The 19642-nt window shown below is 48.6% G+C and carries 25 protein-coding genes and 2 tRNA genes; 23 read left to right on the top strand and 4 right to left on the bottom strand.

The annotated features are described in order from the left end of the window. Positions 1 to 31: 31 nt before the first annotated feature. Complete coding sequence (locus GMET_RS06570; protein WP_004512061.1) at positions 32 to 532, bottom strand: MucR family transcriptional regulator; 501 nt, start codon at positions 530 to 532, stop codon at positions 32 to 34. A gap of 190 nt (positions 533 to 722) precedes the next feature. Here GMET_RS06570 and GMET_RS06575 point away from each other — a divergent pair, with 190 nt between their 5' ends. The 11 genes from GMET_RS06575 (at position 723) to hepT (GMET_RS06625) (ending at position 8224) form a co-directional block, all read left to right on the top strand. Continuing rightward, positions 723 to 926 (top strand): 4Fe-4S dicluster domain-containing protein, encoded by a 204-nt coding sequence (locus GMET_RS06575; RefSeq protein ID WP_004512060.1) that lies wholly within the window; start codon positions 723 to 725, stop codon positions 924 to 926. 98 nt (positions 927 to 1024) lie between these two features. Continuing rightward, positions 1025 to 2083, top strand: a complete 1059-nt coding sequence (locus GMET_RS06580; RefSeq protein WP_004512059.1) for a 3-methyl-2-oxobutanoate dehydrogenase subunit VorB — start codon at positions 1025 to 1027, stop codon at positions 2081 to 2083. 77 nt (positions 2084 to 2160) lie between these two features. Beyond that, a complete protein-coding gene (locus tag GMET_RS06585; RefSeq protein ID WP_004512058.1) occupies positions 2161 to 2904 on the top strand; it encodes a thiamine pyrophosphate-dependent enzyme in 744 nt (247 codons plus the stop codon). A gap of 42 nt (positions 2905 to 2946) precedes the next feature. Beyond that, positions 2947 to 3501 carry a 2-oxoacid:acceptor oxidoreductase family protein gene (locus GMET_RS06590; RefSeq protein WP_004512057.1) on the top strand — a complete coding sequence of 185 codons (555 nt, stop codon included), beginning with the start codon at positions 2947 to 2949 and terminating at the stop codon, positions 3499 to 3501. 58 nt (positions 3502 to 3559) lie between these two features. Beyond that, positions 3560 to 3634 (top strand) — tRNA-Gln (locus GMET_RS06595). Positions 3635 to 3695: 61 nt separating this feature from the next. Beyond that, positions 3696 to 3770, top strand: a tRNA-Glu gene (locus tag GMET_RS06600). 141 nt (positions 3771 to 3911) lie between these two features. Beyond that, the gene (locus GMET_RS06605; RefSeq protein ID WP_011365652.1) at positions 3912 to 5135 is read left to right on the top strand and encodes an ISL3-like element ISGme5 family transposase; all 1224 of its coding nucleotides are present in this window, start codon (positions 3912 to 3914) and stop codon (positions 5133 to 5135) included. 216 nt (positions 5136 to 5351) lie between these two features. After that, positions 5352 to 6434: a GDP-mannose 4,6-dehydratase gene (gene gmd / locus GMET_RS06610; RefSeq protein ID WP_004514786.1), complete on the top strand. Its 1083-nt coding sequence runs from the start codon at positions 5352 to 5354 to the stop codon at positions 6432 to 6434. Beyond that, a complete protein-coding gene (gene fcl, locus GMET_RS06615; RefSeq protein WP_004514785.1) occupies positions 6427 to 7392 on the top strand; it encodes a GDP-L-fucose synthase in 966 nt (321 codons plus the stop codon). Before gmd ends, fcl begins: the two co-directional genes overlap by 8 nt. Positions 7393 to 7404: 12 nt before the next feature. Then, entirely contained in the window at positions 7405 to 7806 is a 402-nt protein-coding gene (locus GMET_RS06620) for a nucleotidyltransferase family protein (RefSeq protein ID WP_004514784.1), read from the top strand. Then, positions 7796 to 8224, top strand: a complete 429-nt coding sequence (hepT, locus tag GMET_RS06625; RefSeq protein WP_004514783.1) for a type VII toxin-antitoxin system HepT family RNase toxin — start codon at positions 7796 to 7798, stop codon at positions 8222 to 8224. Before GMET_RS06620 ends, hepT (GMET_RS06625) begins: the two co-directional genes overlap by 11 nt. 51 nt (positions 8225 to 8275) lie before the next feature. Here the strand turns inward: hepT (GMET_RS06625) and GMET_RS06630 are convergent, their stop codons facing one another. Continuing rightward, the gene (locus GMET_RS06630) at positions 8276 to 9445 is read right to left on the bottom strand and encodes an IS4-like element ISGme2 family transposase (RefSeq protein WP_004514806.1); all 1170 of its coding nucleotides are present in this window, start codon (positions 9443 to 9445) and stop codon (positions 8276 to 8278) included. A gap of 232 nt (positions 9446 to 9677) precedes the next feature. Here GMET_RS06630 and mntA point away from each other — a divergent pair, with 232 nt between their 5' ends. Further along, complete coding sequence (gene mntA, locus GMET_RS06635; protein WP_004514710.1) at positions 9678 to 10067, top strand: type VII toxin-antitoxin system MntA family adenylyltransferase antitoxin; 390 nt, start codon at positions 9678 to 9680, stop codon at positions 10065 to 10067. Beyond that, positions 10067 to 10483 (top strand): type VII toxin-antitoxin system HepT family RNase toxin, encoded by a 417-nt coding sequence (hepT, locus tag GMET_RS18265; RefSeq protein WP_011365802.1) that lies wholly within the window; start codon positions 10067 to 10069, stop codon positions 10481 to 10483. The genes mntA and hepT (GMET_RS18265) overlap by 1 nt, the downstream gene beginning before the upstream one ends. A 76-nt stretch (positions 10484 to 10559) precedes the next feature. Here the strand turns inward: hepT (GMET_RS18265) and GMET_RS18755 are convergent, their stop codons facing one another. Beyond that, positions 10560 to 10766 carry a hypothetical protein gene (locus GMET_RS18755; RefSeq protein WP_187148467.1) on the bottom strand — a complete coding sequence of 69 codons (207 nt, stop codon included), beginning with the start codon at positions 10764 to 10766 and terminating at the stop codon, positions 10560 to 10562. A gap of 70 nt (positions 10767 to 10836) precedes the next feature. On the opposite strand from GMET_RS18755, the gene GMET_RS06655 reads away from it, so the two are divergent. From GMET_RS06655 to GMET_RS06670, 4 genes are all read left to right on the top strand, one after another. Next, positions 10837 to 11112 carry a hypothetical protein gene (locus tag GMET_RS06655; protein ID WP_004514706.1) on the top strand — a complete coding sequence of 92 codons (276 nt, stop codon included), beginning with the start codon at positions 10837 to 10839 and terminating at the stop codon, positions 11110 to 11112. 59 nt (positions 11113 to 11171) lie between these two features. Next, complete coding sequence (locus tag GMET_RS06660; protein WP_004514705.1) at positions 11172 to 11468, top strand: nucleotidyltransferase family protein; 297 nt, start codon at positions 11172 to 11174, stop codon at positions 11466 to 11468. 204 nt (positions 11469 to 11672) lie between these two features. Continuing rightward, complete coding sequence (locus GMET_RS06665) at positions 11673 to 11903, top strand: type II toxin-antitoxin system HicB family antitoxin (protein ID WP_011365806.1); 231 nt, start codon at positions 11673 to 11675, stop codon at positions 11901 to 11903. A 1-nt stretch (position 11904) separates the two neighbouring features. After that, a complete protein-coding gene (locus tag GMET_RS06670) occupies positions 11905 to 12135 on the top strand; it encodes a type II toxin-antitoxin system HicA family toxin (RefSeq protein WP_004514704.1) in 231 nt (76 codons plus the stop codon). A 72-nt stretch (positions 12136 to 12207) separates the two neighbouring features. On the opposite strand, the gene GMET_RS18760 is transcribed toward GMET_RS06670, so the two are convergent. After that, on the bottom strand, positions 12208 to 12354 hold the full coding sequence (locus tag GMET_RS18760; protein ID WP_187148468.1) for a hypothetical protein: 147 nt from the start codon (positions 12352 to 12354) through the stop codon (positions 12208 to 12210). Positions 12355 to 12627: 273 nt separating this feature from the next. Between GMET_RS18760 and GMET_RS19155 the strand changes: the two genes are divergently transcribed. The 6 genes from GMET_RS19155 to GMET_RS06695 all read left to right on the top strand — a co-directional run bounded on the left by GMET_RS19155 (position 12628) and on the right by GMET_RS06695 (position 19600). Then, positions 12628 to 13557: a WxcM-like domain-containing protein gene (locus GMET_RS19155; protein WP_011365808.1), complete on the top strand. Its 930-nt coding sequence runs from the start codon at positions 12628 to 12630 to the stop codon at positions 13555 to 13557. Continuing rightward, positions 13554 to 14660, top strand: a complete 1107-nt coding sequence (locus GMET_RS06680; protein WP_004514702.1) for a DegT/DnrJ/EryC1/StrS family aminotransferase — start codon at positions 13554 to 13556, stop codon at positions 14658 to 14660. Before GMET_RS19155 ends, GMET_RS06680 begins: the two co-directional genes overlap by 4 nt. Then, complete coding sequence (locus GMET_RS06685; protein WP_004514701.1) at positions 14657 to 15925, top strand: O-antigen translocase; 1269 nt, start codon at positions 14657 to 14659, stop codon at positions 15923 to 15925. The genes GMET_RS06680 and GMET_RS06685 overlap by 4 nt, the downstream gene beginning before the upstream one ends. 393 nt (positions 15926 to 16318) lie before the next feature. Further along, positions 16319 to 17182, top strand: a complete 864-nt coding sequence (locus tag GMET_RS06690) for a glycosyltransferase (RefSeq protein WP_238378986.1) — start codon at positions 16319 to 16321, stop codon at positions 17180 to 17182. A gap of 202 nt (positions 17183 to 17384) precedes the next feature. Further along, complete coding sequence (locus GMET_RS18135; RefSeq protein ID WP_004514699.1) at positions 17385 to 18269, top strand: alpha-1,2-fucosyltransferase; 885 nt, start codon at positions 17385 to 17387, stop codon at positions 18267 to 18269. Beyond that, a complete protein-coding gene (locus tag GMET_RS06695; protein ID WP_011365809.1) occupies positions 18248 to 19600 on the top strand; it encodes a glycosyltransferase in 1353 nt (450 codons plus the stop codon). Before GMET_RS18135 ends, GMET_RS06695 begins: the two co-directional genes overlap by 22 nt. Positions 19601 to 19642 lie beyond the last annotated feature (42 nt).

A 19642-nucleotide genomic window follows, 5' to 3' on the forward strand; every position in this document is an offset into this window, starting at 1 on the left:
CTTTCACCGTTGATGAGGGGAAAATGGCGGGTTAAGCCTTTTTCTTCCGCGGCGCTCCCTTTGGCTTTGCCGGCTTCTCGGCGGGCGCCCCTTTCTTTTCCTGGATCTTGGTAGCCCTTACTGCGCGGGCCTTGGCCAGATTATCGGCAAGCCCCCGCTCTTGGGCCATTTTCTTGCGCGCTTCGGAGAACTTCCTGGCAGTCAGGGCCTGGGAAGACGGAATGTTGAACTGCTTCCGGTATTCCCTCGGCTTCATGTCATGGACCTGGGCCAGATGGCGGGTGAGGGTCTTCATCCCTCCTTTGCCGCAGATCATGCAGACGACCTGATCTGCCTGGAAAGCCTTCTTGAGACTGATGACGGGAGCCTTGGTCTCTTCTGCCTGCGCGGCCTCGGGCGCGCCTCCTTCAAGCTGCTGCAGAGTCGTGTACACTTTCTGAATTTCCTGTACCAGTTCTTCGGTGGAAAGTTCTGACATAGCAGCGTGTGAAGAGACAATGCCTGCCGTTAATTCCAACAATGTCGAAGCCATTCGGTTTCCCTCCCTTTGTCAATGAAAGAGTTTATGACGTTATTTAATCTTGTAACGTGAACATTGATCGAAATCAAGCGGCAAATCGCATTTTTACAGAATAAATTACAATTGACGCTCCTTATGGGATTCTGTTAGGTTTGTTTCGTTGCCCGAATGCCGAAGATTTTGTGTGAAAGGAATGCCTGCCATGGCGTACATTGAGATAGACGAATCGCGCTGCAAGGGGTGTGGCCTGTGCACGCTCGCCTGTTCGAGAAAGCTTGTAATAATGAGCGACACCGCCAATAAACAGGGGTATGTGACTGCGGTTGCAACCCATCAGGATCAGTGCACCGGTTGTTCTCTCTGTGCGGAAATCTGTCCCGATGTTGCCATTGTGGTGTTCAAGTGATACCGGGCTAATTGTTCGCATACGCCTGCAGCGAAGTTTGATTTGTCCTGAAAGGTTTCTGTCAGACCGTTTTTTCTGATTCATTCACGGAGGTTGCTTTGACAAAGCGTCTGTTCATGAAAGGGAACGAAGCCCTTGCCATGGCCGCCATTGAGGCCGGGTGCCGCTACTACTTCGGCTATCCCATCACTCCCCAGAGCGATATCCCCGAATACATGTCGCGGGAACTCCCCAAGCTTGGCGGCGAATTCATCCAGGCCGAGAGCGAGGTCGCTTCCATCAACATGCTTCTCGGCGCCTCGGCCACCGGCGTGCGGGCCATGACCTCGTCATCCAGTCCCGGCATTTCCCTGAAACAGGAGGGGATTTCCTATATGGCCGGCGCGGAGTTGCCCGGGGTGATCGTCAACATCTGCCGGTCGGGCCCGGGGCTCGGCGGCATCGACGCCTCCCAGGCCGACTACTTTCAAGCGGTCAAGGGGGGAGGGCATGGCGGCTATCACATCATCGTCCTTGCCCCGGCGTCGGTCCAGGAGATGTATGACCTGACGATGCTCGCCTTTGACCTCGCCGACCTCTACCGGATGCCGTCGATGATCCTCGGCGATTCCGTTGTCGGCCAGATGAAGGAGTCGGTCATTCCCAATAAACGCCCCGAGCGGAACCTCCCCCCTAAGGACTGGGTCGTCCGCGGCAAGGGGGACGGCGAACAGCGGGTCGTGAAGTCGCTCTATTTGGGGGACGGCGAGTTGGAGGCCCACAACTGGAAGCTTCACGCCCGGTACGGGGAGCTGAAAGCAAAAGAAGCCCGGTGGGAAGAATTCATGCTCGATGATGCCGAGCTCGTTGTCACGGCCTTCGGTTCGGCCGCCCGTATCGCCAAGAGTGCCGTCATGGCCGCCCGCGACAAGGGCCTCAAGGTGGGGTTGCTGCGTCCGATAACCCTTTACCCCTTTCCGGAGAAAGCCTTCCTCGCCGCAACGGAGCGGTGCAAGAAAGTGCTCGACATCGAGCTCAACGCCGGCCAGATGGTGGAGGACGTCCGTCTCTCCGTAGCCCGCGACGCAGAGGTCTTCTTCTACGGCAGGCCCCCGGGGGCTGGTTCTCTCCCTACTCCTGAGGAGTTGCTGGAACAGATCACTAACTATTACGTCTAGGGGGGATCACCGGGGATGATTTGATTGATGGTTTTTTACCGGTCCCCGGTTCCTGATCCCCGATCCCGAGGTTTTTAATGCAACAGGTCTTCAAAAAACCGGTCAGTCTCAAGGATGTCCAGACCCACTTTTGCCCCGGCTGCCATCACGGCACCTTTCACCGTCTCGTGGCCGAGGCCATGGACGAGTTCGGCGTCCAGAAGAGGACCATCGGCGTCGCGTCGGTTGGGTGTTCGGTCTTTCTCTACGGCTATTTTGATATTGACGTGGTCGAAGCTCCCCATGGCCGGGCTCCGGCGGTGGCCACCGGCGTCAAGCGTGCCCGGCCCGACGCCTTTGTCTTCACCTACCAGGGTGACGGCGACCTGGCCGCCATCGGCACCTCCGAGATCATCCACGCCGCCAACCGTGGCGAGGACATGACGGTCATCTTCGTCAACAACACCACCTATGGCATGACCGGTGGCCAGATGGCCCCCACTACCCTTGTGGGGCAGAGGACTTCAACCTCTCCCTACGGGAGGAACCAGGGGAAGGATGGCGCCCCCATCAGGATGGCCGAGCTCCTTGCCCAACTCGAGGGGGTTGCCTTCTCGGCCAGGGTGGCGGTCAACAATCCCAAGAACCTCATGGACGCCAAGCGGCAGATCAAGAAGGCGTTCCGGTACCAGGCGGAGGGGAAAGGGTTCTCCTTCATCGAAGCCCTCTCGTCTTGCCCCACCAACTGGGGGATGGATCCGATCAAGGCAAACGAGCGCGTTGGTACTGAAATGTGCGCCTATTTTCCGCTTGGAGTATTCAAGAACGCTGCTGACCTCTAGCGGACTGCGGCAATCTAGAAATTCTCAAGGAGTTGTGTTCCCATGCGTCATGACGTTTTTATTTCCGGTTTCGGTGGCCAGGGAGTTCTTTTGGCCGGAAACCTCCTTGGTTACGCAGCAATGGGGGAGGGGAAGAATGTTTCCTTTTACCCCTCCTACGGGGTCGAGAAGCGCGGCGGTGCCGCCATGTGCACCGTTGTCATCGCTGACGGCGAGGTGGGCTCGCCGGTTGTTGGCAATCCATCGGTCTCCGTCATCCTTAACCAGACTTCCTTCGATAAATACGCCTCCCGGGTGAAGCCGGGCGGCGTCTGCATCGTCAACACCTCTCTTGTGGAAATAGGCGATTTTTCGAGGTCGGATATCGAACTGATCCCCATCCCCATGAACGAAATTGCCATGCAGTTGGGAGATCTTCGGATGGTCAATATGGTCGCCGTGGGGGCCTACGCCGCAAAGACCGGTGCCGTATCGCTGCAATCCCTTGAAGGTGCCCTGCGCAAGACGCTCCCCGAGCGCAATCACCGATTCATCCCGGCAAACGTCAGGGCCATCGAAGCCGGTGCTCAGCGGAGCGGAAGTCACTTTTTAAAATAATCTGAAAAAACCGTTGACAGGGTTCGGGATCGTTTGCTATAAGGATGATCCTTGCTCTTGGGGTGTCGCCAAGCGGTAAGGCACCGGATTTTGATTCCGGCATTCCCAGGTTCGAATCCTGGCACCCCAGCCACTACCAACACATGCAAGCGAGGGTGGAAGATAATCCGGCGCAGCACGCGAAATACAGTTTCGGTCCCATCGTCTAGCGGTTAGGACACCGGCCTTTCACGTCGGTAACAGGGGTTCAAGTCCCCTTGGGATCACCATACGAAGCGGCAAACCTTTTTGAAGGGTTGCCGCTTTTTTTAGGTTCTTCAGGGAATTCCGGGGAAGATTAATAAACAACAACGGCAGCACTGCGGTATCTTGATGGTTCCCCAACCAAAAAAGATCGCAGGAGGCTGCCGTTGTCGTATTCCGATGTTATCGCAATTGCGGGAGGGTGGGAAGGATATCGTGTTGCTGGGGCACGCACTATCGTCACAAGTGATGCCAAACGGATCGAGGTAGAACTGATTGCCCTGTCCCAGGATGAGATGGTGTGTGGCTCGTGCGGTGGGCGTTGCACAAGCGTCCATGAAACGACCAAGCGCGTAATTCGAGATTTGCCGATTCTCGATGCTCAGACTTATCTGATCGTTCACCGCCGCAGGCTGCTGTGCCCTCAGTGTGGGCCAACGCTGGAGCGTCTGTCATGGCTGGCGAAATACGCCCGCGTGACGCGCAGGCTTGCAGAGAGCGTAGCGCGACTGTGTGGTGTCGTGTCTGTGAAGCACGTGGCGCAGTATCTGGGGCTTTCTTGGGACCAGGTGAAGGAAATCGACAAGCGCTCACTCACAGAGCGGGTCGGCACCGTCGACCTCTCAAACATCGAAGTTCTCGGGATGGATGAGTTCGCCCTTCACAAGGGGCACCGCTATGCGACGGTTATCATCGAGCCATACCGTAAGGAAGTCTTATGGATCGGCAAAGGCAGGAGTCGCGAGAGTATCCGTCCTTTCTTCACGCAGCTTGGCCCACATGGCTGTAAACGGCTCAAAGCGGTCGTGATGGATATGAACGCATCATATGAGGAGGAAATCAAGCAGCACTCGCCCCAGGCAGACATAGTCTACGACCTGTTCCATGTGGTGGCGAAGTATGGCAGGGAAGTGATCGACAGGGTGCGAGTCGATGAGGCAAACCGCCTGAAGGAAGACAAGAAGGCACGGAAGGTAGTCAAAACATCGCGGTGGTTGCTGCTACGAAACAGCGAGAACGTCAAGGGCGACGACATGCTTCGCCTCCAGGAACTGTTGGAGGCAAACCGCAGCCTCCTTACGGTCTACCTGCTCAAAGACGATCTGAAGCAACTGTGGAAGTTTACCTGCATTGAAGAGGCGGGACTATTCTGGGAGCAGTGGCACCAAAGGGCGATGGAGAGTGGAATACCGCCACTCATCCTGTTTGCCCGCCGGCTAAAGGGCTATCTCCAAGGAATCCTCAATCACTGCCTCTGGCCCCTTCACACCGGAATCCTCGAAGGCATCAATAACAAGATCAAGGTGATCAAAAGAATGGCCTACGGCTTCCGGGATCACGAATACTTCTTTCTCAAGATCAGGGCCGCTTTCCCCGGAATTCCCGGATGAACCTTTTTTTTATCCCCATTGATTGCATTGTGTAGGCATAAACCCCTTTAATTTTCCGGCGGCGTTTGCTATTGTTACTACCTTGAAATTTGGTGATTGGAGGGTCCTTACCCCAGCATCTTCACGGGCTTCCCTCAATGGCTGCCATGGAGAAGGCGAGGGCGTTGTTTATCGATTGACTTGAATATGAAAAATTCAATGGAGATTGGTTACGGAATGAAAAAAGCTCTCATTACCGGTATTACCGGACAGGATGGATCGTACCTCGCAGAACTGTTGCTGGAAAAAGGTTACGAGGTCCACGGCGTCAAGCGCAGGGCCTCTCTGTTTAACACGGATCGGATTGACCACCTCTACCAGGACCCCCACGAAACAGGGCGGCGTTTCGTGCTTCACTATGGCGACATGACCGATTCCACCAACCTGATCAGAATCATCCAGTCGGTCCAACCCGACGAGATATACAATCTGGCAGCACAATCCCACGTGGCGGTATCGTTTGAAACGCCGGAATACACCGCCAATGCCGATGCCATCGGCCCCCTGCGGATCCTCGAAGCGATTCGCATCCTCGGCCTGGAAAAGAAGACCCGCTTTTACCAGGCATCAACGTCCGAACTGTACGGTCTGGTTCAGGAAATCCCCCAGAAAGAGACGACCCCCTTCTACCCCCGCTCTCCCTATGCCGTTGCCAAGCTCTACGCCTACTGGATCACCGTCAACTACCGCGAATCATACGGTATCTATGGCTGCAACGGCATCCTGTTCAATCACGAATCACCGGTGAGGGGGGAGACCTTCGTCACCCGCAAGATTACCCGCGCCTTGGCTCGCATCAAGCTGGGATTGCAGGAGTGCCTCTATCTGGGCAACCTTGACGCAAAGCGCGACTGGGGGCATGCCCGGGATTATGTTGAAATGCAGTGGCTCCTGATGCAGCAGGATGAGCCTGAAGACTGGGTCATTGCCACCGGTATCCAGTACAGCGTCCGTGACTTTGTCAACGCCGCTGCCGAAGAGTTGGGGATGAAGATAGCGTGGCAAGGGGCGGGAGTCAATGAGACCGGAACCGATCACTCCGGCAAGGTCATGGTCAAGGTCGATCCGCGCTATTTCCGCCCCACCGAGGTGGAGACCCTCCTGGGCGACGCGGCCAAGGCCAGGGAGAAACTGGGGTGGGCTCCAAAAATCAGTTTCAGGGAACTGGTGTCCGAGATGGTGCGCGAGGACCTGAGAGCCGCCGAACGTGATGAGTTGGTAAAGAAACACGGCTACAAGGCGTTTGACCACCATGAATAAGGATTCGCGAATCTTCGTTGCCGGGTCCCATGGGCTCGTGGGTTCCGCACTTGTCAGGCAATTGCGGTCCCGTGGGTATGTCAATCTCTTGCTTCCCGAGAAGAGGGAACTTGACCTGGCCCATCAGCAGGCCGTGGCGGACTTCTTTGCAAGTCAAAAACCCGACTACGTATTCCTTGCTGCTGCCAAGGTCGGCGGCATCCATGCCAATAACACCTATCCTGCCGACTTCATCTACACCAACCTGATGATTCAGAACAACGTCATTCACCACGCCTGGCTGAACGGCGTCAAACGGCTCCTCTTCCTCGGCTCATCCTGCATCTATCCGAAGCACGCACCGCAGCCCATGCAAGAGGAGCATCTCCTGACCGGTCCCCTGGAACCCACCAACGAGCCCTACGCCATAGCGAAAATTGCCGGCATCAAGATGTGCGAATCCTACAACCGACAATATGGCACCAAATTTGTAGCAGTCATGCCTACCAATCTCTATGGTCCCGGCGACAACTTCCACCCCGAGAACAGCCATGTCCTCCCCGCGCTGATCCGGCGGTTCCACGAAGCCAAGAGGCAGAACGCTTCATCGGTTGTTGTCTGGGGAAGCGGCACACCTCGCCGGGAGCTGCTCTATGTTGATGACATGGCGGAGGGGTGTCTTCATGTCATGGATTTAACGGATGATCAGCTTGCTTCGGAGCTGTTGAGCTACCCCAAGCCGTGTTTCGTGAATCTCGGCACGGGGCATGATGTCACCATCCGTGAACTGGCAGAAACAGTCCGTAATGTAGTCGGGTTTTCCGGCGACCTGGTATTCGATGCATCAAAACCCGATGGAACTCCCCGCAAGCTTCAAGACATCTCACGGATGCACGGTCTAGGATGGCGGCACAGGGTGGAGCTTGAAGAGGGGATTCGGCGCACGTATCAGTGGTATGTGGAAAATTACGCAAAGTGAGGAAGTCGAACGTTGCGATCCGATCTTTCTGCATCTGTCGTAGATACCTTGAGGGCGGCGCTCGAGGATGAACCGCTGCTAGAACTGGCAGTACTGATCGGGAGTGGGGCAACGGGCCGCCGAGGCTTGGAAAGCGACTGGGACATCGCTATTCAGTGGGATCGGGATGTTTCCCTTCTTGGGCACCTGGGGCGAACCGAAAGCCTCCGAAGGCGGCTGGCGTCCATCCTTGGTATAACAGAAGACACCGTCGACCTGATCGACCTCCCCTCGGCCCGCTTGGCCATGCGCGCTGTGGTCGCAGAAGAGGGGATCCCTCTTAAAGGGGAAGACGGACTTCCCTGGCAGCATTTTCTCCGACGAACCTGGCGCGATCTTGAAGATTACTACTGGGAGCAGACCTATGCGGCTTGACCTGTACCAGGCTGAAACGGCATATATCGCCCAGGAACAAACGGCGCTGCTGGATGAGGCCCGTGCTATTTTGCTTTCTGAAAGGCCCCTGTCACGTCTTGAAGAGAACGGTGTACTCCATGCCATACAGGTGCTTGTAGAGAATGCCATCGGCAAGGCAAAGCAGTTGCTCAAGGCAAGCGGAAAGCAGGTGCCTGTATCGGCATATGACAGCTTTCATGCCCTGGCTGACCTGGGGGTGATCAAGGTCAGCTCCCTTGCTGCGTGGAATGCCACCATAGGATTGCGTAACCGGCTAGTCCATGACTACATGAATATCGACATGGGCCGGATTTTAGAACTTGTCAGAAATGAACAGTACCGGTTTGTGACGGAGTTCCTCATGTCGCCTGTGCAGGAAGTGAGTGATAAAGCGTAAACGCTTTTGCGAGAATGAGAGAATTTCCTATTTTGGATCACTACTGTCCGGTTAATAGTTGAATAAGTTCAGTTGGTTGCGCTCAGGATAATCAGCATTTCGCTTGAGAGCCTCCGCAACCAGCGATGAAATGGGCTTTTTCTCGAACAAGTTGACCTCCAGAATCTGTAGAAAAGTGTAGAGCGAACACGGAACCCCCAACTTCTTTTTCGTGATCGCCACCAGCAGATAGATGCACAAGGCAACCCATATCTGGCTCTTCACGGCATTGACTGACGTTCCGATGAACGACTTGATCCGCAGGTGCTGTTTGATCCATTTGAAAAACAGCTCCACCTGCCAGCGCTGCTTGTAAATCGCAGCCACCGTCGCTGCCGGAATCTCGAAGTTGTTCGTGAGAAATACGAGTCGCTTGTTCCGTTCTTTGTCAACATAGCTGACCCGGCGCAGTTTCTCCGGATACCCCTTTTTCGACTTCTGCGTCACCAGGGTGATAATCTGGTCTGCCCGTACACCTGATTCCTTGTCCTTCGGATGGGAATATAACCGCTGGCATTTCAGGTTGTCCTTTGCCCGAACTACGAAGAATGCTCCCTGCTTGTGGATGGAGTGGAGCCGGGCAAAATCGACATACCCTCTGTCCATCGTGTAAATGGCATCCTTTGCAACCGGCAGATGGTCCAGCATCCTGACATCGTGGACCTTGCCAGTGGTAATAGTGACCCAGGTTGGAATGGGACCACGCAGATCAATGAGCGTATGCATCTTGACCGCCGCCTTGGTTTTGCGGAACTCGGCCCATGGGAACAGCGTAAGGCACAGGTCGATAGTGGTCGAGTCAAAGGCGTAGAGCGGTTGCGTAAGCTCAACGGCGATGGCATCAGCCTGGTACAGCTGCTGAGCTATGCCGATCAGTACATGACCGAAGTCTTGGAAGATACGCCAGTCCCTGCGCTCGTTCGCGTCGGCAAGGGTCGTGCGGGAGACATCACCACGAAAGCCGATGTGGTACAGCTTCTCCTGGTGGGAGTTCAGGCAGGTCTCGATATCCCGCAAGCTCTCACGGCCAGCCATCTGGGCATAAGCCAGGCAGAGGAACTGGTCATAGGTCGAGAACTTCTTCTCCCGATACTCGCCACGGTGTCGGCGAACGCAGAGATTGAATTCGTACCGGGGCAGAAACTGCAGAAGTTGTTTGAAAACGGTCGGACCGGTGTGCATTGCTCCCCTCCTGTAAAGGGAGGAAGGCTACACCCAGAACGAATTCATGTCGAAAAAAGAACAATTGTGCCAAAGAGCAATAAAGTTCAACAAGTTACAGCTGTACAATCAAAGTTTACCGGACAGTAGTAATTTTGGATAACGATTCGGTCAGAAGGATAGGGCGGACGTATCAGTGGTATGTGGAAAATGTGAGCAAGGATTCCCGCCGGTCAACTTGATGGATTGCGATATGGAACAGTTGAAGACTGAGCTTGCACCGATTTTCGCAAAATACCATGACGAGATTGTCGCCGCCTATCTTTTCGGTTCGACTGCCAGTGGGCTGACATCCTCTTTAAGCGATATTGATATTGCAGTGTTGCCGCGCAACACGGATAAAGTGAGTGGAGCAACACTGAAATTTCATCTATACGCAGACCTGTGCCGAAAACTGAACAGAAACGATATCGATTTGATGATGATGGGGCTTTCAGGCAATCTTATCTTGAATGATGAGATTCTCCGGAATGGGAAACTTCTCTACGTGACCGACCATGATGCCCGAGACGACTTTGAGCTCAAGGTTCTCCATAGGTGCACGGATTTCAAATTTCAGCGTCGATACGCCATGGGGGTTTAGTGGAGCGCATACGGCAGAAGATAGGAAGAATCAACGAACATCTTTCTATAATTCGCGCAATCAAGGATGATTGCAGTCGCAAATTTGCTGTTGATCCGATATATCGCGGTGCATTGCTCCACTATCTCTATCTGCTTTCTGATGGTTGCATCGTGCTGGCAGAGTTGGTAATAAAGCATAAAGGGTTACGACTCCCTCAGTCTTATGCGGAATCGTTCGATATCCTCGGTGAGAGCAAGGTACTTGATGAGGACTTCGCTTATCGTTTTGCGAGTATTGCCGGTTTCCGTAACTTTCTCGCCCATGACTATGAAAAGATTGATCAGGAAGTAATTTGTGGCGCGATAATGAACAGCCTGAATGATGTAGATATCTTCCTGCAACATATTCGTAAGTCAATGGGGTTAGTTGGTTGATTAAATTGCTCAAGAGCAGTTGGAAGAGAATATTGCATCATGGATAACGATTCGGTCAGAAGGATTGAGGAACAGTTCAAGCATCACATTGGTGTTCTTTTCTGAAGATTGTCAGAGCAAGCTCGATCTGGTGGTTGAAGGACAGCAGATGATTGTGGAGAAGGTAGACCGACTGGGAACCCGGATGGATCGTCTTGACACCAAGGTTGATACGTCGGATGTCAAAGTAGATGTTGTATTTGCCGATCTTTGCGTCCACCGGGCCGACACTGCGGTCCATCACGGGGTGTATCGGGTGAAGTAAGGGTAATTCCCGGGCTTTAAACCGGCATCTGGCACAATGGAGATGATAAATGGCACTTGACGAAATTGACCTGAAAAAGATAGAGGAGCTGTTTAAGCATCAGATCGGCATACTGAATGAGAGTTTTCAGCACAAACTCGACATCGTCGTTGAGGGACATCAGATGCTGAACGAAAAGGCCGACCGCCTGGAAGGGCGGATGGACCGATTGGAAGGACGGATGGACCGATTGGAGGTCAAGCTCGATGCTGTTGCTACCGACCTTGCCGCCCACCGCGCCGACACCGAGGCGCATCATGGGGTGTATCGGGTGAAGGAAGGGTAATAGGGAAAGAGTGGAAGTGCCTCTCATTCTCCTAATTGATCAAAGGTTGCGGAGATGTTATGAGACCGACAAAAGAAGAACTTTTAGCTTTTTTGCAGAGCAAGAAAACAGATTTTCGCCAGGAATTTACCATACAGAAACTAGGTGTCTTTGGCTCATTTGCCCGCGGTACGGCCACTGATGAAAGTGATATTGATCTTGTCGTAGAACTTGAGAAACCAGACTTATACAATCTGATCGGCATCAAACAAGCGGTTGAAGAGGAGTTCGGAGGAAAGGTCGATGTGGTACGACTGCGTCCTCATATGAACAGCATGCTCAAAAAGCGGATTGAACAGGATGCTATTTATGTTTGACCGCGAGCTGCTGGTAGCTGACATCACCAACATCATCTGGGATCGACGCCGTTGCGGCCTACCTTTCCGCCCACAGGGCCGACACACCGAGGCGCATCATGGAGTGTATCGGGTGAAGGAAGGGTAGGGGGGGGCTCCGCAGCTGCCAGTTCTCTGAAATGGATCCAGAACCGTTACGAAGGGGCACCGGAAAGGTCAAGTATCATGGAACGCATGATTCAGATTCATATCGAGAAATTGCCTGAAGGGGTGTATCTAGCGACGTCAGATGACATTCAGGGACTCGTTGTCCAAGGTCGTACCGTCAGTGAAACATTGGAAATTGCTCGTGACGTGGCACGACGCTTGATTGAAGCGCAGACGGAACGAAAAAAAACCATAAAGCTGAAACCCATCAGAAAGAGTTTTGATCTGGATTTGGTAGTCGGAAACTGATATGGGGCGCCTGTCGGGATTTCGTTATCGTGAGATTATCAAACGTCTCAAGGCCTTCGGATTCGTTTTCGATCGACAGGCGGCAGGGAGTCACGAGATTTGGTACAACCCTGATAAAGACAAGTATACGACGATTCCGAACCACGCCGGCGACATGCCTGAAGGGACTCTTAGGGCGATACTGAAACAGGCTGAAATAGATCCTGAAGATTTTCTGAAAACCGGCAAGTAAGATGATGCTGTTATTTTCCGAGTGAAGGGCGAAGTGGGAGCTTTTTTTGCCGGGAAATATGGGGAGTGTCCCTCATTTCCCCTCCTCATTTCCCCTCATTTCCCCCAGACTGATGATCGTTTTGATCTTGTTGACCTGAAGATCGAGACTCTGAACAAGAAGATCAGCGCCGTTGCAGCTGATCTTTCCGCCCACCGGTGCGACGCCGAGGCGCATCATGGGGTGTGTTGGGTGAAGGAAGGATAACAGGTGTGGATTGAGGGTACGTTTTTCCGCGTGCTGCCCGTTTCTATATGACGTAGCACGTAGCAAAAGCGGACATGTGGCAATGAGAAATATGGGGAGTGTCCCTCATCTCCTCATCTCCCTCTTTATTGTCGGAAAAAATGGAGAGAGTCCCTCGTTTCCCCCCCTCATTTCCTCCCATTTCCTCCTCATTTCCCTCATGACAGCATAATGAGAACTGACAATAATACTTTGTGGGAGTGTCTTTTGAAAATCCATCCACTTTCCGACGTGCAGGCAAAGCAGATCGGCCAGGGCACCAGTATCTGGCAGTATGTAGTGGTGTTGCCGGGTGCTGTGATTGGTTCAGATTGTAATATCTGTTCACATTGTTTCATTGAAAATGCCGTAGTTATCGGTGATCGGGTCACGATCAAGTGTGGTGTGCAGATCTGGGATGGGTTGCGTGTTGAGGATGACGTGTTCATTGGCCCCAATGTCACGTTTACCAACGATCTGTTTCCAAGGAGCAAGCAACACCCTAAAGAGTTTGCCAAAACAGTCATTCAAAAGGGCGCTTCTATAGGTGCCAATGCCACTATCCTTGCCGGTAGCACAATTGGCAGGAATGCCATGGTTGGCGCGGGTGCTGTGGTTACGAAAAGCGTCCCGCCAAATGCCATCGTGGTGGGGAACCCAGCACGAATAACCGGTTATGTTTCGACGATTCCTGCTCAGCAAAAGCATTCCGAGATTGAAGTAGGTGAGAATATAGGAACTGTTGGTCAGTCGGCAATTCCGGGCGTGCAGTTTGTCCGTTTGCCTATCATCCCTGACCTGCGGGGCAGTCTCTCCTTTGCAGAATTCGGTCAATATCTCCCTTTTATCCCTAAACGCTATTTTCTTGTCTTTGACGTGCAGAGTCGTGAAGTGCGCGGCGAGCATGCACACAAGGAACTGCACCAGTTCCTGGTTTGTGTCAAGGGGGCCTGTTCGGTCATGGTTGATGACGGTAACTGTCGCGAAGAATATATCCTCAATACGCCAGGCGCGGCTTTGCATATCCCTCCTCTGGTCTGGGGCGTACAGTACAAATATTCTCCAGATGCAGTTCTGATGGTGCTTGCTTCGGATGTCTACAAACCTGAAGATTACATTAGGGATTATGACCAGTTTATTGCCTTGGTGAAGAAATGATTATTCCCTTCCTCGATCTAAAATCCCCCTATCTTGAACTGCAAGCAGAGCTGGACGATGCCTATCGGCGTGTCATGGAATCGGGGTGGTACATACTAGGCAAAGAGGTTGAAGCGTTCGAGGCAGAGTTTGCAGAGTACTGTCAGGTTAAGCACTGTATCGGTGTGGGGAATGGCCTTGAAGCCCTACATCTTATTCTGCGGGCCATGGATATCGGACCAGGCGATGAAGTCATTGTTCCATCCAACACCTATATTGCAACATGGCTTGCCGTCTCATATACGGGCGCCACTCCGGTACCAGTTGAACCAGATGTAATTACATATAATCTCAACCCGGTCTTGATTGAAGTAGCAATAACTAAAAACACCAAGGCGATACTTCCGGTCCACCTTTACGGCCAAACCGCCGATATGGATCCGATAAATGCGATTGCTGCTCGGTACGGCCTTAAGGTTGTAGAAGATGTTGCACAATCACATGGCGCACGCTACAAGGGTCGACGCGCCGGTTCATTGGGTGACGCAGCCGGGTTCAGTTTCTACCCCGGGAAAAACATGGGCGCCTTTGGTGATGGCGGCGCGATCACCACAAATGATGATCAATTAGCAAAAAAAATACGGGTGTTGCGCAACTATGGTTCACAAATAAAATATCATAATGAGATCAAAGGTTATAATTCACGACTTGATGAACTGCAGGCAGCATTTTTGAGAGTGAAGTTGACAAAACTGGACGAATGGAATGAAAGGCGTAAGCAGATTGCTGCTAGTTATCTGGATGGTTTGAAATCGAATGAGCATCTTGTTTTGCCACATGTTCCTGAATGGGCGGATCCTGTCTGGCACCTCTTTGTATTAAGGTGCAAAAATAGGGATGTTTTGCAAAGACAGTTAAACGAAGCAGGAATCGGCACGATGATTCACTATCCGATCCCTCCGCATCTTCAGCCAGCGTATTCAGAGCTTGGTTTCTCTGAAGGAACATTTCCAATTTCGGAAAACATTCATGTTGAGGTGCTTAGCCTTCCAATGGGACCGTCGATGTCAAAAGCACAAGCGGAATTTGTTATAAAAACAATGAATCGGATTTTAATACCTTGAATCTCATCAAAACAAGTCTGCTCAATGGTATTGCTGTTGTAATTAGATTGTTTACTTCTATTGGCCTGAACAAGGTTCTTGCATTATATGTGGGGCCTGCAGGTTATGCAGTTATCGGTCAATTCCAGAATGCTATGGGCATGTTAACCTCCTTCGCCAGTGCTGGAATAACTACCGGTGTAACCAAGTATACTGCCGAATATTTTGATGATGAGGAGCAGCAGCACACAGTATGGCGCACTGCAGGAACTATAGTTTTCTGCGGTTCATTGTTTGCCTCACTCGGCATTGCACTTTTTCACCGTTCACTAGCCCGAATGTTTCTTAAGGATGAAGCCTACGCAGGTGTATTCCTCTGGCTGGCTGCTACGCTGATTCTTATGGTTTTTAATGGGCTTCTTTTAGCTATTTTGAACGGTAAGAAAGATATTCGCCGTTATGTAACGGTAAATATTACTGGAAGCTTGGTATCGTTGATAGTAACTGGCATCTTGGCCAAAGTTTGGGGATTGTATGGCGCGCTGGTTGCCTTAGCCATCAATCAGTCAATTGTTTTTATAGTCACGTTTGCAATGTGCCAACGAGCGGCTTGGTTTCGTGTTGCCCATATCATCGGTCCTATAGACCTGATAGCAGCACGTAACTTGGGCAAATTCATGCTCATGGCGCTTACCACTGCTGCTGTTGGCCCAACGAGCCAAATCATCGTTCGGGATCATCTGGCAACAAAATTCGGTTGGACAAGTGCAGGCCACTGGCAGGCAGTAACAAAAATTAGCGATATTTATTTGATGCTTATAACAACAACTCTTAGTGTTTATTATCTCCCGAAGCTGTCTGAGATCAGAGATATTACAGAGATAAAGAAAGAAATCCTGCGAGGATATAAACTTATTCTTCCTCTTACTGTAAGTGGGGCTAGTATTATTTATTTATTACGAGACTGGATAGTTGAAATATTGTTTACAAAAGACTTTTATCCAATGACTGAGTTGTTTGCATGGCAACTTTCCGGGGATGTTGTTAAAATTTGCAGTTGGTTGCTGGCTTATGTAATGTTAGGCCGGGCTTTGGTGAGAACCTTTATTTTTACTGAGATTCTATTCGGCACTACATTTATTGGGTTTACTTTTGTTTTTACGAAATATGTTGGGCTAAAAGGTGCAACTGTAGGGTATTTTATCAATTATGTTGTGTACTGGATTACCATGATATATTTAATACCAAAGTTCATAAATGGACGAAGGCACATATCAGCAATTTGACGGTATATTGGTCGTAAACACATGAGAGATACGGTAATAATATTTTGTAAATGTATGAATATGGGAGGGACAGAAACCCTGACCATTCGTCTATTAAATTGGTATAGACAAAATAATTACAGATCAATACTTCTTACATTAGACGAAATAACAAGCATGACATTGCTAGAAGATATAAAAAAAATTAATATAGAACATTATGTTTATAATCACAATAAAAGAGAATTTTATTCGTGCAAATCTAACAAATTGACATTTAATTCAAAAGACAATTGTTTGATAATAACTCATTTTATGCCAGAGTTTTTTGAATGTTTTTCTATGTTAACAGAATCAAAATATAGTTGTAAATTTAGACACACTATCTACATTGTACATCCGTATTCCACTTATATGGTTAGTAAGAAAATTGCTTTTATTGGGAAAGGATTGATAGACTATTTGTTGAAAAAAAATGTTATAGTTTTTATGGATGAAACTTGCATTGAAAAATGTGTGAATTATTACGGACTGATACCTGAAGAGTATGATCTAACAGTACTCAGGCTTCCCATATCAGTGAACTGTGAAAATATAATTGCAAATAGAAATAAAATATTTAATATATTAACTGTTTCACGATTCGAATTCCCTTTTAAGGGTTATGTTATCGGGTTGATAAAATCATTTGAAAAACTCTATACCGTTAACAATAACATATCATTAACAATCATTGGTTATGGGGAGGGAAAGGATTCTGTGCTTAGGGCAATCCGTGACATGCAGCCAGTGGTTGCAGAAAAAATTAGTGTTATAGACCAAGTCCCTTATAGTAAGTTGAATGAATATATTTTGAAATCTGACGTTTTTGTGGGTATGGGTACAACCATTCTTGATGCTGCTCAGATGAGTAAAATTTGCATAGTTGCTATTGCATACCAAATGTCTGATCATGCAGCTGGCTTTCTCCATGATAATTATAAAAACATTGGAGAGATATACGATAAAAGTAATAATTACCCCTCTATTTATAACTTATTGAATAAAGCACTAGATTTCAATAATGATGAATTTAAATATTATTCTGATTACACGTATAGAATAATAAAGGAATGCTATAATATTGATGTCATAGCGCCAAAACTATGGCAAAACACTTCATATTTATTTACAATAAATGCATATTTACTTGTCAAATTATTAGCAGCGTTAAATGTCCTAATTACGCTTATAGCTAAGAAGTTTATTAAACGTGAATATAATGCGAATGGTAATTAATGTCGGTTTATGATATTGGCATTTATAACTGCTCATTTCTGAATTAAGTAGTTTTAAATTACATATTTTGAACGATTTGCATACCTTTTTTTCATCAACATCGTAACAACATAACTTAACTATATTAGCACTTTATATTGAATTTATTGTTTTATCATATATATAATACTCATCTCTAAGGATTCTGTGCAGAGTTTACTAAATGGACATTCACGTATTATCCTACGGATTGGGCAATCAGCTTTCTCAATACGCTTTTTTCATTAACAGGCGACAACTAATGCAGCGTGCTTATGCTTTTTACGCGTTTAAGCAACACAACGGATACGAGCTTGATCGTATATTCGGTCTTAAAGAAGGACTGCCTTGGTATTTGCAATTTGTACGAGTTGTATTCCGTCTTGGAATATCCCGCCGATTCTACTCTAAGCGAACGGCCGATTTTGTACTTTCACTCTTCCGTATAAAAGTCATAGATGAAGCGTACAATTATGAATTCGATCCTTCACTACTAAAGCCTTGGTTTGGAATACGTATACTTTATGGTGGATGGCACGACTCCCGTTATTTTCACCCTTCTGAAGCTGCTGTGCGTACTGCTTTCTCATTCCCGCCACTCGATGATGTAAACGATGCTATCCTTCAGCAAATTGATGCCGTTTACGGTGTTTCTATTCACGTGCGTCGCGGGGACTATTTGAAGGGGATAAACTCGAATCTTTTTGGAGGTATTGCTACTCTTGAATATTACAGGAATGCAATAGGTTGGGCCATTACTTATTGTAAGCATAGAAGTTTAGAGATTAAATTTTATGTCTTCTCTGACGATATTGACTGGTGTAAGCAAAATCTTGGATTAAGGGATGCCGTTTATGTTAGCGGTAACAGCAAGACTGATTCGTGGAAAGATATCTTACTTATGTCTCACTGTCGTGCCAATATTATTGCAAATAGTACTTTCAGTTGGTGGGCAGCATGGTTAAATCAGCAGCCAAATAAAGTAGTAATTTGTCCAACAAAATTTATTAACACAGATTCTCCAAATCAAACAATTTATCCAGCTGCTTGGCATCAAATAGAAGGTTGAATCCAGCTATGGTTATTAAAAAAATTATATTTACTATAGTTGCTCGTAATTATTATGGTCTTGCACAGGTGTTGCGGCAATCTATTATCAAATACAACGATGACATAACATTCTATGCATTTATTGCTGATGGTATTCCTAGTGATAATCGTGCACTGTTCAGTGCTGATGCTATTGATGTAAATGTAGTAATGCAGCACTTTGTTGCTCCTGAAAAGTTACAGGAGATGGCTTTTAAATACAACCTTACTGAATACTGTACTGCTATTAAACCGTTCTGTTTTGAGTACCTTTTTAACCAAACAGATGTTGATCAAATTATTTATCTAGATCCAGATATTTTAGTTTTTTCTTCACTGACTCCCGTTTTTGATTGTCTGCAATATGCCTCAATCGTGCTGACCCCACACATTTTATTCCCATCCTCGCTTGAGGGCAAACGGTCTGATAGAGGGATTATGGCCACTGGTATTTACAACCTCGGCTTTATAGGGGTTTGTCGATCTAATACTGGATTTACATTTATTAGATGGTGGAGGCAGCGGCTTCTTGATCAGTGTTTCATTGACAGCCATGACGCTTTATTTACTGACCAAAAATGGGCTGATTTTATTCCAGGACTCTTCCCTAGCGAAGATGTTTGTGTGCTAAGGCATTCTGGCACAAACATTGCTCCTTGGAATTTTCATGAGAGGGAAGTATTGATTACAGAAGAGGATAGTCTAGTTGTACGACGTCGACTAGATCCAAATGAATCATTGTTACTTAATAATGAGTGTAAGCAGGAACCAATTATATTTGTGCATTTCTCTGGTTTTGACTACACTTTGTTATGTAAAGGCGAGGCAGTTCAGTATAACATCAGTGGCTTAAGTATATATAATGATCTTCAGTCGTTAATTGATATATATGTGGCATCTATCCAAGCACAAAAGGAAACAGTCCTCAAGTTTTTAGGCATGACCTATGGCTACGAATCATTTCAAGATGGCAGCCTAATAATTTCTTTTCATCGTCGCTTATATCGTTCAGCTGTTGAGTCTGGGCACAATGTCGGCAACCCATTTAGCACTGATAATCATAGTTTTCATAGTCAGCTTGTTAAACATAAACTTTTATTAAACAGGGCCGTGGTTAAGAAATCTGATCGATCTAATAAATATAATTATCCGAATCTAAGCGATAAATTGATTATAATTAATAGAATGATGAGAGTAATTAGAAAAATCATTGGTTTAGAAAACTTTCTTTTGTTGTTGCGTTTAATGCGCCCGTATTCTCGAGCAGAGGCACAACTTCATAATGTTTATCAGAATATGAATAAATTATAGCAATCTATTATAGTTTCTTGATGTTACCTTGTCGAATTGATA

It is taken from the genome of Geobacter metallireducens GS-15, assembly GCF_000012925.1.
GTDB classification, from domain to species: domain Bacteria; phylum Desulfobacterota; class Desulfuromonadia; order Geobacterales; family Geobacteraceae; genus Geobacter; species Geobacter metallireducens.